The sequence below is a fragment of the Mesorhizobium koreense genome, assembly GCF_031656215.1.
GTDB lineage: Bacteria > Pseudomonadota > Alphaproteobacteria > Rhizobiales > Rhizobiaceae > Mesorhizobium_L > Mesorhizobium_L koreense.
Genome location: NZ_CP134228.1, coordinates 3,187,620 through 3,202,194 on the forward strand (window position 1 = coordinate 3,187,620; position 14,575 = coordinate 3,202,194).

Annotated in this window: 12 protein-coding genes; all 12 read left to right on the top strand. The window is 63.9% G+C overall.

The annotated features are described in order from the left end of the window. Window positions 1-2: 2 nt before the first annotated feature. The 12 genes from RBH77_RS15190 (at window position 3) to ccoS (ending at window position 14,573) form a co-directional block, all read left to right on the top strand. Window positions 3-3,782, top strand: coding sequence for a nitrate reductase subunit alpha (locus RBH77_RS15190; RefSeq protein ID WP_311028429.1), 3,780 nt, complete (start codon window positions 3-5; stop codon window positions 3,780-3,782). Further along, entirely contained in the window at window positions 3,779-5,311 is a 1,533-nt protein-coding gene (narH, locus tag RBH77_RS15195; protein ID WP_311028430.1) for a nitrate reductase subunit beta, read from the top strand. Before RBH77_RS15190 ends, narH begins: the two co-directional genes overlap by 4 nt. A gap of 10 nt (window positions 5,312-5,321) precedes the next feature. After that, the gene (narJ, locus tag RBH77_RS15200) at window positions 5,322-5,945 is read left to right on the top strand and encodes a nitrate reductase molybdenum cofactor assembly chaperone (RefSeq protein WP_311028431.1); all 624 of its coding nucleotides are present in this window, start codon (window positions 5,322-5,324) and stop codon (window positions 5,943-5,945) included. A gap of 12 nt (window positions 5,946-5,957) precedes the next feature. After that, on the top strand, window positions 5,958-6,677 hold the full coding sequence (narI, locus tag RBH77_RS15205) for a respiratory nitrate reductase subunit gamma (RefSeq protein ID WP_311028432.1): 720 nt from the start codon (window positions 5,958-5,960) through the stop codon (window positions 6,675-6,677). Further along, window positions 6,674-7,393 (top strand): peptidylprolyl isomerase, encoded by a 720-nt coding sequence (locus RBH77_RS15210; protein ID WP_311028433.1) that lies wholly within the window; start codon window positions 6,674-6,676, stop codon window positions 7,391-7,393. The genes narI and RBH77_RS15210 overlap by 4 nt, the downstream gene beginning before the upstream one ends. 243 nt (window positions 7,394-7,636) lie before the next feature. Further along, window positions 7,637-9,292 carry a cytochrome-c oxidase, cbb3-type subunit I gene (ccoN, locus tag RBH77_RS15215; protein ID WP_311028434.1) on the top strand — a complete coding sequence of 552 codons (1,656 nt, stop codon included), beginning with the start codon at window positions 7,637-7,639 and terminating at the stop codon, window positions 9,290-9,292. A 6-nt stretch (window positions 9,293-9,298) separates the two neighbouring features. Further along, window positions 9,299-10,033, top strand: a complete 735-nt coding sequence (gene ccoO / locus RBH77_RS15220; RefSeq protein ID WP_311028435.1) for a cytochrome-c oxidase, cbb3-type subunit II — start codon at window positions 9,299-9,301, stop codon at window positions 10,031-10,033. Then, window positions 10,030-10,203 carry a cbb3-type cytochrome c oxidase subunit 3 gene (locus RBH77_RS15225; RefSeq protein ID WP_311028436.1) on the top strand — a complete coding sequence of 58 codons (174 nt, stop codon included), beginning with the start codon at window positions 10,030-10,032 and terminating at the stop codon, window positions 10,201-10,203. Before ccoO ends, RBH77_RS15225 begins: the two co-directional genes overlap by 4 nt. Then, window positions 10,194-11,075: a cytochrome-c oxidase, cbb3-type subunit III gene (gene ccoP / locus RBH77_RS15230; RefSeq protein WP_311028437.1), complete on the top strand. Its 882-nt coding sequence runs from the start codon at window positions 10,194-10,196 to the stop codon at window positions 11,073-11,075. Before RBH77_RS15225 ends, ccoP begins: the two co-directional genes overlap by 10 nt. A gap of 194 nt (window positions 11,076-11,269) precedes the next feature. Further along, entirely contained in the window at window positions 11,270-12,124 is an 855-nt protein-coding gene (locus RBH77_RS15235; RefSeq protein ID WP_311028438.1) for a DUF2189 domain-containing protein, read from the top strand. After that, window positions 12,121-14,424 carry a heavy metal translocating P-type ATPase gene (locus RBH77_RS15240; RefSeq protein WP_311028439.1) on the top strand — a complete coding sequence of 768 codons (2,304 nt, stop codon included), beginning with the start codon at window positions 12,121-12,123 and terminating at the stop codon, window positions 14,422-14,424. The genes RBH77_RS15235 and RBH77_RS15240 overlap by 4 nt, the downstream gene beginning before the upstream one ends. Next, a complete protein-coding gene (gene ccoS / locus RBH77_RS15245; protein ID WP_311028440.1) occupies window positions 14,421-14,573 on the top strand; it encodes a cbb3-type cytochrome oxidase assembly protein CcoS in 153 nt (50 codons plus the stop codon). The genes RBH77_RS15240 and ccoS overlap by 4 nt, the downstream gene beginning before the upstream one ends. The last annotated feature ends 2 nt before the right edge of the window (window positions 14,574-14,575 follow it).

The window sequence follows — 14,575 nt, forward strand, 5'->3', positions numbered from 1 at the left end:
ATATGAGCCACTTCCTCGAACGCCTCACCTACCTTTCCCGGCGGCGCGAATCCTTCGCCGACGGCCATGGCGAGTTGCGCGACGAGGACCGCATGTGGGAGGAAGGCTACCGACAGCGTTGGCAGCACGACAAGATCGTGCGGTCCACCCACGGCGTGAACTGCACCGGCTCCTGCTCGTGGAAAATCTACGTCAAGAGCGGTGTCGTCACTTGGGAAACGCAGCAGACAGACTATCCGCGCACCCGTCCGGGCATGCCGAACCACGAGCCGCGCGGCTGTTCGCGCGGCGCCTCCTATAGCTGGTATCTCTATAGCGCCAGCCGCATCAAATACCCGATGATACGCGGCCGCCTCGTCAAGGCGTGGCGCGAGGCACGCAAGACGCTCGGACCGGTCGAGGCGTGGGCCGCCATAACCGCCGACGAGAAGACGGCGAAAGCCTACAAGGCGATCCGCGGTCGCGGCGGTTTCGTGCGCTCGACATGGGCCGAGGCGACCGAGATGATCGCTGCCGCCAATGTCCATACGATCAGGAAATGGGGCCCGGACCGTGTCGTCGGCTTCTCGCCGATCCCGGCCATGTCGATGGTCTCCTATGCTTCGGGCGCGCGGTATCTCAGCCTCATCGGCGGCACGCTTCTGTCCTTCTACGACTGGTATTGCGACCTGCCACCCTCCTCCCCGCAGACCTGGGGCGAGCAGACCGACGTGCCGGAATCGGCCGACTGGTACAATTCCGGCTACATCATCGCCTGGGGCTCCAACGTGCCGCAGACGCGCACGCCCGACGCGCATTTCTTCGTCGAGGCGCGTTACAACGGCACCAATGTCGTCGCCGTCACGCCCGACTATTCCGAGGTGGCGAAGCTCTCGGATCTCTGGCTGCATCCCAAGCAGGGCACGGACGCCGCGCTCGCCATGGCGATGGGTCATGTCGTGCTCAAGGAATTCTTCCTAGACCGCAAGACGCCATATTTCGAGGATTACTGCCGCCGCCTGACCGACCTGCCGATGCTGGTGCGGCTGAGGAAGGACGGCGACCGCTTCGTGCCCGACCGCTATTTGCGCCATAGCGACCTCGTTGGCGAGAAAAAGTCGCGCCGCAAGACGCCGAAGTCCGACCGCGCCGCCTGGAAGACGGTGGCTGTGGCTGAGGAAAGCGGCGACCTCGTCGTGCCGCAGGGCTCGATCGGCTATCGCTGGCCAGCAGACGGCGAGCCCAAGGGCCGCTGGAACCTCGAAGAGAAGGACGGCGAGACCGGCACAGACGTCAGGCTCGGCCTCACCCTCATCGACCGGCGCGACGATGTGCTGCCGGTCGCCTTCCCCTATTTCGGCGGTACGCCGCATCCGCATTTCGCCGGCAACGACCAGGGCGGCGACGTGCTTTTGCGCAACGTGCCGGTGCGACGCATCAAGCTCGCCGACGGCGAGAGCTACGTGGCAACCGTGTTCGACCTCCTTTGCGCCAATTACGGGCTCGACCGCGGCCTTGGCGGTGATTGCGCCAAGGGCTTCGACGACAATGTGCCCTACACGCCCGCCTGGCAGGAGAAAATCACCGGCGTCTCGGCCGCCCATGCGATCGAGGTCGCGCGCGGCTTCGCGAAGAATGCCGAGAAGACCAAGGGCCGCTCGATGGTCATCATCGGGGCAGGCATGAACCACTGGTACCACCAGGACATGGGCTACCGCTCGATCATCAACATGCTGATGCTATGCGGGACCGTGGGCGTCTCCGGGGGCGGCTGGGCGCATTACGTCGGGCAGGAGAAGCTCAGGCCGCAGACCGGCTGGACCATGCTCGCCTTCGCGCTCGACTGGGTACGGCCGCCGCGCCACATGAACGGCACCTCCTTCTTCTACGCGCATTCCGACCAGTGGCGCTACGAGAAGCTCGACGTGTCGGAACTGCTGTCGCCGCTTGCCGACCCGGCGCCCTACCGTGGCTCGATGATCGACCTGAACGTCAAGGCCGAGCGCATGGGCTGGCTGCCCTCGGCACCGCAACTCAACGTCAATCCGCTGACGCTCGCAACCGAGGCGGAGAAAGCGGGCAGCGAGGTCAAGGACCATGTCGTCGCCGGCCTGAAATCCGGCGAGCTTGCCATGGCCTGCGAGGACCCTGACAATCCGGTCAACTTCCCGCGCAACCTGTTCATCTGGCGCTCGAACCTTTTCGGCTCTTCGGGCAAAGGGCACGAATATTTCCTGCGCCATTTTCTCGGCACGCGGCACGGCCTGCAAGGCAAGGACCTCGGCGAGGAAGGCCGCGAGAAGCCGGCCGAGGTCGAGTGGCGCGACCCGGCGCCGGAAGGCAAGCTCGACCTCGTGGTGACGCTCGATTTCCGCATGTCGACGAGTTGCCTCTACTCCGACATCGTGCTGCCGACCGCCACCTGGTACGAGAAGAACGACCTCAACACCTCCGACATGCACCCCTTCATCCATCCACTCTCGGCGGCGGTGGATCCGGTATGGGAATCAAAGAGCGACTGGGAGACCTACAAGGCGATCGCGAAGCGCTTTTCCGAACTGTCGGAAGGCCATCTCGGCGTCGAGCGCGATGTGGTGCTGACCCCCGTCCAGCACGACACGCCGGCCGAGCTTGCCCAGCCCTTCGAGGTGCAGGACTGGAAGAAGGGCGAATGCGATCTCGTGCCAGGCGTCACCGCGCCGCAGATTGCGGTGGTCGAGCGCGACTACCCCAACACATACCGCCGCTATACCGCGCTCGGGCCGCTCGCCGACAAGCTCGGCAATGGCGGCAAGGGCATCTCGTGGAACACCGAGACCGAGGTGAAAGGGCTTGGGGCGCTGGACCGTCGCGTCAACGACGGCGGGCCGACCGACGACCGGCCGCGCATCGACAGCGACATCGATGCCGCCGAAACCATCATGTATCTCGCGCCGGAAACCAACGGCGAGGTGGCAGTTAAGGCGTGGCAGGCGCTGGGGAAAATCACCGGGCGCAACCACGTCCATCTTGCCGACACCCGAAAAGACGAGAAAATCCGCTTCCGCGACATCCAGGCGCAGCCGCGCAAGATCATCTCCTCGCCGACATGGTCCGGCATCGAGAGCGAGCACGTCTCCTATACGGCCGGCTACACGAACGTGAACGAGCTTATCCCGTGGCGCACCATAACCGGCCGCCAGCAATTCTATCAGGATCATCGCTGGTTCCGCGATTTCGGCGAAAGCCTCGCCGTCTACCGACCGCCGATCGATACGCGCACGGCCAATGCCATGCTCGGCAAGAAGGCGAACGACGAAAAAGAAATCGTCCTCAACTTCATCACCCCGCACCAGAAATGGGGAATCCACTCCACTTATACCGACAATCTCATCATGCTGACGCTGTCGCGCGGCGGGCCGATCGTGTGGATATCGGAGACGGACGCGAAGAAAGCCGGCATCGTCGACAATGACTGGATCGAACTCTTCAACCTGAACGGTGCGATCGCAGCGCGTGCCGTGGTCAGCCAGCGTGTCCAGGAAGGCATGTGCATGATGTACCATGCGCAGGAAAAGATCGTGAACGTGCCGGGATCGCAGATCACCGGCCAGCGCGGCGGCATCCACAATTCGGTGACGCGCACGGTCTTGAAACCCACCCACATGGTCGGCGGCTACGCGCAGCTTTCCTACGGCTTCAATTACTACGGGACGGTCGGCTCCAACCGCGACGAGTTCGTCGTGCTGCGCAAACTTGTCAAGGTCGAGTGGCTCGACCGCTCCAATCCCGTCGATCCGATTGCCGAGGAGGCCGCATCATGAAGATCCGCGCACAGGTTGCGATGGTGCTCAACCTCGACAAATGCATCGGCTGCCACACCTGTTCCGTCACCTGCAAGCAGGTCTGGACCTCGCGGCAGGGCATGGAATACGCCTGGTTCAACAATGTCGAGACCAAGCCCGGTATCGGCTATCCCAAGGACTGGGAAAACCAGGAGCGCTGGAAGGGCGGCTGGCAGCGCAAGAAGAACGGGAAGATCGTGCCGAAGCAGGGCGGCAAGCTCGCCGTTCTGGCCAAGATCTTCGCCAACCCTAACCTGCCCGAGATCGACGACTATTACGAGCCCTTCACCTTCGACTACGAGCATCTGCAGAAGGCGCCGGAGCTGCCGACAACGCCCGTCGCGCGGCCGCTGTCGCTCGTCACCGGAAGGCCGATGGAGAAGATCGAATGGGGGCCGAACTGGGAGGAGATCCTCGGCGGCGAGTTCGACAAGCGCTCTCAGGACTACAATTTCGAGGCGGTGCAGAAGGACATCTACGGGCAGTTCGAGAACACCTTCATGATGTATCTGCCGAGGCTGTGCGAGCACTGCCTCAACCCAAGCTGCGTCGCCTCCTGTCCATCCGGCTCGATCTACAAGCGCGAGGAGGACGGCATCGTCCTGATCGACCAGGACAAGTGCCGCGGCTGGCGCATGTGCGTTTCGGGCTGTCCCTACAAGAAGATCTACTACAACTGGACCTCGGGAAAGGCGGAGAAGTGCATCTTCTGCTATCCGCGCATCGAGGCTGGCCAGCCGACCGTGTGCTCGGAAACCTGCGTGGGACGCATCCGCTATCTCGGCGTACTGCTCTATGATGCCGACGGCATCGAGAAGGCGGCTTCCGTCGAGGACGAGCAGGACCTCTATGAAGAGCAGCTCAAGCTCTTCCTCGACCCGAACGACCCGGCCGTTATCGAGCAGGCCCGCGCGGGCGGCATCGCCGACAACTGGATCGAGGCGGCGCAGCGCTCGCCCGCCTACAAGATGGCGGTGGACTGGAAGATCGCCTTCCCGCTCCATCCCGAATACCGCACGCTGCCGATGGTCTGGTATGTGCCGCCGCTCTCGCCTATCCAGTCGCACGCCAATGCCGGCGCCATCGACACGGTCGGCGAAATCCCCGACGTGCGCTCGCTACGCATCCCGGTGCGCTATCTCGCCAATCTTCTTACCGCCGGCGCCGAGGCGCCGATCGTCTCGGCGCTGGAGCGAATGCTGGCCATGCGCATCTATTTCCGCCAGCGCCAGCTCGGCGAGGGCGACGGCGAGACTGTGCTGGCACAGGCCGGGCTTTCGGTCGCGCAGGTGGAGGAGATGCACCGCTATCTCGCCATCGCCAACTACGAGGACCGCTTCGTGATCCCGACCAGCCACCGCGAGGAAGCGGAGGACGCCTACGGGCTGAAAGGCTCGTGCGGCTTCTCCTTCGGCAATGGCTGCGATTTCGGCCCGCCGCACTCCACCCTCTTCGGCGGCAAGATGGGGCGGCGCAAGCTGAACCCCATGCGGCCGCTCGATACGTGAGGGTCGATCGATGCTGATCTTCAAGGCCTTCAGCGCGCTCCTCTCCTACCCGAGCGAGGAGATGCGGCAAGCCCTGCCCGAGATCGCGGAAGTCGTGCGGGCGTCGCCGCTCGTCGGCGCGCATGAGCGCGAAAAGCTGCTCGCCCTGATCGACGAGATCGGTGAAGGCAATCTGCTTGCGGCGGAGGAGCGCTATGTCGATCTCTTCGACCGCGGTCGGGCGCTGTCGCTACATCTCTTCGAACACTTGCACGGTGACGGCCGCGACCGGGGGACGGCGATGGTCGAACTCAAGGCGCTCTACGCCGCGGCCGGCTTCGAACTGAACAGTTCCGAGCTGCCGGACTACCTGCCGGTCGTGCTCGAATATCTCAGCCAACGCGACATGGCGGAAGCCCGCGACATGTTGGCGGACTGCGCCCATATCGTCCGGTCTATCGCCCGGTCGCTTATCGCCCGGCAAAGTTCCTACTCGGCCGTGCCGCAGGCGCTTCTCGTCATCGCCGGCGAAAAGCCCGTCGATACGGCCGGCGTGAAGCCGGTCGCCGAGCAGCCGGAAACGCTCGACCGCGACTGGGCCGAGCGCCCCGCCTTTGCCGATGCCGCCACACCAGGCGGCGGTTCCACGATGTGAGGAGGAAGGTCCATGCTCACCAATTCCTACGTCAACACGCTGCTCTTCGGGGTCTACCCCTATATCTGCCTCGTGGTGCTCCTGATCGGCAGCCTCATCCGCTTCGACCGCGAGCCCTACACATGGAAGAGCGATTCCTCGCAGATGCTGCGCAAGCGCGAGCTTCGGCTGGGCTCCAATCTCTTCCATTACGGCGTCATCATCGTCATCCTCGGCCATTTCGCCGGCTTCCTGGCACCACATTGGGCGGTCGACTGGGCGCTGTCGCCGGTCATGCACCAGCTTCTCGCCATGGTGGTGGGCGGCATCGCCGGGCTCACCGCCATCGTCGGCCTGACCATCCTCATCCATCGACGGCTGACCGATCCTCGTATCCGACTGAACAGCCGCAAATGGGATATCGCCATTACTTTCATGCTGTGGCTGCAACTAGCGCTCGGCCTGCTCACCGTGCCGCTCTCGGCCTTCCACATGGACGGCGAGCTGTTCGAGACGCTGACCAGCTACGTGAAGGGCATCGTGACGCTCGACGGCGGGGCGGCGGCGCTGATGCTGCATGTGCCGCTGACCTACAAGCTGCACATATTGCTGGGCTTCACGATCTTCCTCGTCTCGCCCTTCACCCGCATGATCCATATCTGGAGCGGCGCCGGCGCCCTCGCCTATCTGTTCCGTCCTTACCAGATCGTGCGCACGCCGAAGACCCGCGCCGACCAACCGGTGCGGTCATGATCCTCTCGGTCAACGGCATGGCGGTTACAGTCGAGGCCGATGCCCCGGCCGAGTTTGCTGCCGCGCGCGAGCTTTTGAGACAGCGCGCGATCGCGATCGGCCTGCTTGGCCCGGCCGACGAGGACGAGGAAACGATCGAGGCGGCGATCGAGGCGCTTCTGGACAAGGAAGTGACGACGCCGCAGCCGACCGACGCCGAATGCCGCCGCTACTACGAACGGAACCCCGCGGAGTTCGAAAGCGGCGACCTCGTCCATGCGCGGCATATATTGTTCCAGATAACGCCGCAGGTGAACGTGCCGCAGATCAGGGCGCGGGCCGAGGAGACTCTGAACACGCTGCTCGCCGAGCCGGACCGGTTCACCGAACTTGCAGCCGAGCTTTCCAACTGCCCCTCCGGCGAACAGGGCGGCAATCTCGGCCAGATTGGGCGCGGCGACATGGTGCCGGAATTCGAGGCCGCCTTGTTCAAGCTGGGGCCGACCGGTATCCTGCGCGAACTGGTCAAGACGCGCTATGGCTTCCATATCGTCGCCATAGACCAGCGCCTTCCGGGGAAGAAACTGCCCTTCGAGATGGCACGCGACCGGATTGCGGAAAGACTGAGCGCGTCGGTGGAGGAGAAGGCGCTGCGCCAATATGTCAGCTTGCTGGCCGGCCGTGCCGAGATAGAGGGGGTCGATCTTGCAGCAAGCGCCTCTCCGCTGGTGCAATAGGCCGGCCGCCGGCCCCTGGGTTGCCGGCAGCGTGCCGGGCGGACGGACGGAAACGGCTTCAAGAAAGCCGCCGACATCCGGTCTGTTTCGGGGGCTTCGGGGCAGCGACAAAAAGCTCCATACCGTCAGCCATACCCTTAAGATATACGGGCAATATATGTTTTTCGGGCGGCGCGAGCGCAGCTCGAGCAGCAATGATCGGCGTGTTGTCCGCGCCGGATTTTTCGAGGAAATGGTGGCCGCATGATTTCCACGATGACCATCAACGAGCGCCAGATCGCGCTTCTCATTTCCGTCCTTGTCGCGCTCTGCGGCATCGTCCTGGCGGCAGCCGGCCGGCACGATCCGATCGGCACGCATGGCCTCCTTATCCTGCTTGCCGGGCTGGGCAGCGCCTTCTTCATCCTGCGCGGCTATTACGATCCCGAACCGTCGCCCGAACGGCTGTCGTCCTATTTCGACGAGCCGATCAAGGTCGGCATCGTCATCGCCATGGTGTGGGCGCTGGTCGGCATGGTCTTCGGCGATTGGGTCGCCTGGCAGCTTGCCTATCCTGACCTGAGATTCGACGGGGCATGGTCGAGCTTCGGGCGGCTCCGGCCGATCCACACCACCGGCATCATCTTCGGCTTCGGTGGCAACGCGCTGATCGCCACCTCCTTCCATGTCATGCAGCGCACTTCACGGGCGCGCATGCCGGACCAGCTAAGCCCCTGGTTCGTGCTCGCCGGCTACAATCTCTTCTGCCTGCTCGCCGTCACCGGCTACCCGATGGGCATCACCCAGTCCAAGGAATATGCCGAGCCGGAATGGTATGCCGACATTTGGCTGGTCATCGTCTGGGTCACCTATTTCGTGCTCTACCTGCGTACGCTCGCGCGGCGCAGGGAACCGCACATCTACGTGTCCAACTGGTACTTCTTGGCGTTCATCCTCGTGGTGGCGATGCTCCACATCGTCAACAACCTCGCTTTGCCGATTTCTCTGGGAAGCTCCAAGAGTTATAGCCTCTTCGCCGGCGTGCAGGACGCCATGGTGCAGTGGTGGTACGGCCACAACGCAGTCGCCTTCTTCCTGACTGCGGGCTTCCTCGGCATGCTCTATTATTACCTGCCGAAGCGCGCCGGCCGTCCCATCTATTCCTACCGGATGTCGATCATCGGCTTCTGGGGCATCACCTTCTTCTATATCTGGGTCGGCTCGCACCACCTGCATTATACGGCGCTGCCGCAATGGGTGCAGACGCTCGGCATGACCTTCTCCGTCATGCTTCTCGTCCCGTCATGGATTGCGGCGGCCAATGCGCTGCTGACGCTGAACGGCGCTTGGCACAAGGTGCGCGACGACGCCACGCTGCGCTTCATGATGGTCGCGGCGGTCTTCTACGGGCTGGCGACCTTCGAGGGCTCCTTCCTCGCCATCCGGCCCGTCAACTCGCTGTCGCACTATACCGACTGGACCGTGGCCCATGTCCATGCCGGAACGCTCGGCTGGAACTCGATGATCATCTTCGGCGCATTCTACTATCTCGTTCCGCAATTGTGGAAGCGCGAGAGGATGTATTCGCCGGCATTGGTGGAGGTCCATTTCTGGCTCGCGATCGCCGGTGCCTTCGTCTACGTCTTCGCGATGTGGAACTCGGGCATCACGCAAGGCCTGATGTGGCGCACCTATAACGACAGCGGCACGCTCGCCTATTCCTTCGTCGATTCCCTCATCGCCATGCATCCCTACTATATCGCCCGCGCGTTCGGCGGCCTGTTGTTCCTCATCGGCACGGCTGTCGGCGCCTACAACATCTGGATGACGATGCGCGCCGTCCCGGCTGTTGAAGGAACGCGTGCCGACAAACCTGTCACAGCCGAACCCTCCCGGCCTATCCTGCAAGCGGGGGAATGAGCGGCCATGTTCAAGACCCACTACAAGCTTGAGCGCTACTCGATTGGCCTTGCCATCGGCATCATCGTGGTCGCCAGCATCGGCGGCATCGTGGAAATCGCACCGCTCTTCACGATTCATCAGACCGTGGAAAAAGCGCCCGACATGCGTGTCTATACGCCGCTCGAACTCGCCGGTCGCAACATCTACATCCGCGAGGGCTGCTACGCGTGCCACAGCCAGATGATCCGTACGCTGCGCGACGAGGTCGAGCGCTACGGCCCCTACTCGCTCGCGGTCGAGTCGCAATATGATCACCCGATGCTGTGGGGCTCGAAGCGGACCGGCCCGGACCTGGCGCGCATCGGCAACAAGTATTCCGACCAGTGGCAGGCCGAGCATCTCAACAATCCGCGCGACGTCGTGCCGGAATCGATCATGCCGGCCTATCCGTTCCTGAAGCGCACTGAACTGCGTATCGACGACCTCTCCGAGCACCTGGCCACGCAGAAGGAACTCGGCGTTCCTTATACCGACGAAATGGTGGCGAACGCGGCCAGCGACGCCTATGGCCAGGCGGCGCCCGACAGCCCGCAGGCCGAAGGCGTGAAGGCGCGATACGGTGAAGCCACCGACATCCGCGTCTTCGACGGCGACGCCGGAAAAGTGACTGAGATGGACGCATTGGTGGCCTATCTCCAGATCCTCGGCCGCCTGACCGACGCGGCCCATAAGCAGGAAGTGACCGGAGGGATCAAATGACCGGACCGGCGCATGAAACCCTGGTCGCCATCGCCAAGTCGTGGGGGCTTTTCTACCTGATCGCGCTGTCGATCGGCGTGCTCGCCTATACTTTCTGGCCGGGCAACCGGAAGCGCTTCACCCGCGCGAAGAACAGCATCATGAACGATGAGAGCGGGCCATGGGAGTGATCGAACGCGACCCCTATACGGGTCACGGCACCACCGGACATGAATGGAACGGCATCAAGGAACTCAACACCGCCGTTCCCTGGCTGATCTGGGCCTTCCTGATCGGCTCGGTGGCGTTTTCCATACTCTGGTGGATCCTGATGCCGGCATGGCCGCTGGGCACAACCTATACCAAGGGCCTGCTCGGCGACGATGTCCGCAAGGACGTGGCCGCCCATTTGCAAGCCGCAAAGGAGGAACGTTCCGTCTGGATGAACCGGATCGAAAAAGAGGATTTTGCCGCAATCCAGGCCGACCCGGCGCTCATGAAGGACGTACGCGAGACGGGCCACGCCCTCTTCGGCGACAATTGCGCCGCCTGCCATGGCGTCAAGGCGACGGGCGGCCCCGGTTTCCCCGACCTGATCGACAAGGCCTGGCTCTGGGGCGGTACACCGGATGCGGTCTTCCAAACCATCCGTGTCGGCATCAATTCCGAGCACCCTGACAGCCGCGCCGCCCAGATGCCGGCATGGGGCAAGGACGGCATGCTGGACAATACGGCGATCACCAACGTTGTCGCCTATGTCTATTCGCTCTCGCATCCGGGCGGAGAGGGCAAGACCTCCGCGGAGCAAGTGGCTGCAGGCAAGAAAGTGTTCGAGGATAATTGCGTCGCCTGCCATGGCACGGACGGCAAGGGCAACACGGAGGTCGGCGCCCCCGACCTGACCGACGATTTCTGGCTCTACGGCGGTGACGAGGCGTCCATCTACAATTCGGTCTATGACGGACGGCAGGGTCATATGCCGACATGGGAAAACCGGATCAGCGATGCGGATCGCAAGATCCTGACGCTCTACGTCCTCGATCTCGGACGTGTTTCACCATGACCGCGCGAATCGGGACACGGGCCAAAGTGGCGCTGGCGGTCTTCGCGGGGATCGGCCTCTTCGCCGCCGCCAACGCGCATCTCATATGGAGGTCGGTAAGTTCACAGCCCGATTGCGTGGCCCATCTCAAGGCGCCGGGGCCGGACGGCCGGTTCCGTGCTGCGCAATCATCCTGCTGACCAGGGAGGATCATCATGGCGATCGCAAGAAATACGGATGTGCAGCTTCCCCCGGTCCTTCCGCCGATCCCCGCGACAAGGAGGGATTGGCGTCGCCATGTGCCGCCGGCGGCCGCATTCGGCTGGCTTTCGGCCGGATGGCGGGATTTTGTCCGGCAGCCGGGATTGAGCCTCATCTATGGCATCGCCGTCTTCGCCGTTTCGCTTTTGGTCGTCTACTCGATCTTCAATCTCGGCTACGACTACATCCTGTTTCCTGCGCTTTCGGGCTTTCTGGTGATCGCGCCGCTCGCCGCCACGGGACTCTATGAGAAGAGCCGGCGTCTCGCGGCCGGCGAGCCCGTCACGCTCGCGAACATGCTATTCGTCAGGATCCGGTCGGGCGGCCAGATCGTCTTTGTCGGCCTGCTTCTCTGTCTGCTTATGGTTCTGTGGAACCGCTCAGCCATCCTGATCTACGCGCTTTTCTTCGGGCTCCGCCCATTCTCCGGGCTCGATACTATCGTCCCGGTCCTGATCGGCACACCTTCCGGCTGGGCGCTTCTCATCGTCGGCAGCCTGATCGGCGGCCTGTTCGCGGCCTTTTCCTTCGCTATCAGCGTGTTTGCCGTTCCCCGATTGCTGGACGAGCGGACCGACGCGCTGACGGCCATGGGACAGAGCATGGCACTCGTCTGGAACAACCTTCCGGTCATGCTCACCTGGGCGGCGATCATCGTCTGCCTCTTCGGCCTTTGCGTGCTTACCGGCCTCATCGGCCTCATCATCGTGTTCCCCGTTCTAGGCCATGCCACGTGGCACGCATTTTCGGCGATGCGGGGACCGCGTACCGAGGCAGCCGACGGGGAGGCCGTCGGAGCCCTTGCATGAACCGCCATGCGCCGGAAGCGACGGAGAGAACCCCCGCCGGGAGCGGGCATGGCGCCCTGCCCTCGCGCGAGGAACTCTTGCTCGCCAGCCGCGCGGTCGCGGGCCATTTGCGCGAGGTGCGGTTGTCGGTCCCGTCCATCCATTGCGGCGGCTGCCTGAGGACCATCGAGCGGACACTCGGAAACCTCGAGGGCGTGGCCGAGGCCCGCGCAAACCTGACGACGAAAAGCGTCACGGTCCGCTGGCCTGAAGGCGGCACCCCACCACAGATCGCTGAAACGCTTTCCGCCATCGGACACGCCCCGCATCTTGCGGACAGCGAGGCCGGCGGCGGCACCGACAAGACGCTAGCCGAACTCATCCGCGCGCTTGCCGTGGCGGGCTTCGCCTCCGCCAACATTATGGCGTTCTCGGTATCGGTATGGGCCGGCGCGGGGCCCGAGCTTCGCAACCTGTTTCATCTGCTCTCGGCGATAATCGCGCTGCCGGTCCTCCTCTATTCGGGCCGCATCTTCTACCGGTCCGCATGGGCAGCGCTTCGCCACGGCCGCACCAACATGGACGTGCCTATCTCGATCGGCGTATCGCTCGCCTTCGCCATGAGCCTCTACGACATGAGCAATGGCGGTCCGCATGCCTATTTCGACGCGACCGTCATGTTGATTTTCTTCCTGTTGATCGGACGGGCGCTTGACCATGTCATGCGGGCAAAGGCGCGCACGGCGGTTGGCGACCTCGCGAAACTCACGCCGCGCGGCGCAACGGTCGAGTATCAGGACGGAACCAGCGCCTATGTGCCGGTCGGTAAGATCGAGCCCGGCATGAATATCCTGGTCGCGGCCGGTGAAAGGGTGCCGGTCGACGGCCGGGTGCTCGCCGGCGCCTCTGAACTCGACCGTTCGCTGGTGACGGGCGAAAGCGCGCCGGTCGCCATCACAGCCGGCGCCATTGTCGAGGCCGGCACGCTGAACCTGACCGCCCCGCTCAGGCTCGAGGCGACCGCCACGGCAGACGATTCCTTCCTGGCGGAAATGGTTCGGCTGATGACGGCCGCAGAAGCCGGTCGCTCCGCCTATCGCCGCCTCGCCGACCGGGCAGCCGGCCTCTATGCACCGGTGGTGCACTCAGCGGCGCTCCTCTCCTTCCTCGGCTGGGCTTTCGCCACCGGAGACTACCACCGCGCCGCCACGGTCGCGGTCGCCGTGCTCATCATCACCTGCCCCTGCGCGCTTGGTCTCGCCGTGCCGATCGTGCAGGTGATCGCCGCAAGGCGGCTCTTCGAGCGCGGCATCATGGTCAAGGACGGAGCGGGGCTCGAACGCCTCGCCGAGGCCGACACGGTCGTCTTCGACAAGACCGGCACGCTGACGGCCGGACGCCCGGAACTTGTCGATCCTGACCGCGCCGATCCCGACGCGCTAAGCCTCGCAGCGGCGCTGGCCGTTCATTCGCGCCATCCCCAGTCGCTTGCGCTTGTCGCCGCCCATAGGGCGTGCGGCGGAACAAAACCGCATGCAACCGATATAAGGGAAATGCCGGGGCACGGCCTGGAAGCGCGGTTCGATGGGGCCGTCATTCGTCTCGGTCGTGCCGACTGGGCGCTCGACGATCCGGCAATGGTTTCAGTGCCGCTTCGCTATCCTTGCAGCGTCCTGTCGAGGGACGGATGCCTCGTTGCGACCTTCGCCTTCCACGAACGGCTACGGGCCGGCGCGAAGGAAGCGACAGGCGCGCTGAAGAATGCAGGGCTCGGCGTAGAAATCCTTTCAGGCGACCATGAAGCGGCTGTTCGGGATCTCGCCGATACAATCGGTGTCGAACGATTCGAAGCCGGCATCCGGCCTGACGGCAAGCTCGCCCGGCTCAAGGCACTGGCTGAAGCCGGGCACAAGACATTCATGATCGGCGACGGGCTCAACGACGCACCCGCGCTAACCGCGGCCCATGTTTCGATGGCTCCTTCCAGCGCTGTCGATGTCGGCCGCAACGCCGCCGATTTCGTCTTCACGCGCGACAGCCTCGAAGCGGTGCCTTTCGCCTTCGTCATCGCCAGACGCACCCGCCGGCTGATCCGGGAGAATTTCGCGCTCGCCGTCCTCTACAACGCGGTCGCGCTGCCCTTCGCGATCGCCGGCTTCGTCACGCCGCTTGCCGCCGCGCTCGCCATGTCGGGATCGTCACTGATCGTCGTAGCGAACGCCATGCGCCTCAACGGCAGGGCAAAGTCCTTCAAGCAGGCGCTGGACCGGCCTTCTCTCCAAGCCGCTCCTTCAAACGCCGCCACGCAGCCCGCAGAATGAGCATCCTCATCTATCTCATCCCCATATCGTTCGTGCTCGGCGCGGTGGGGCTCGGCGCGTTCTTATGGTCGATGAGAAGCGGTCAATATCAGGACCTCGACGGAGCCGCCGAGCGCGTCCTCTTCGATGACGAGGACGCGCCGGACTGACG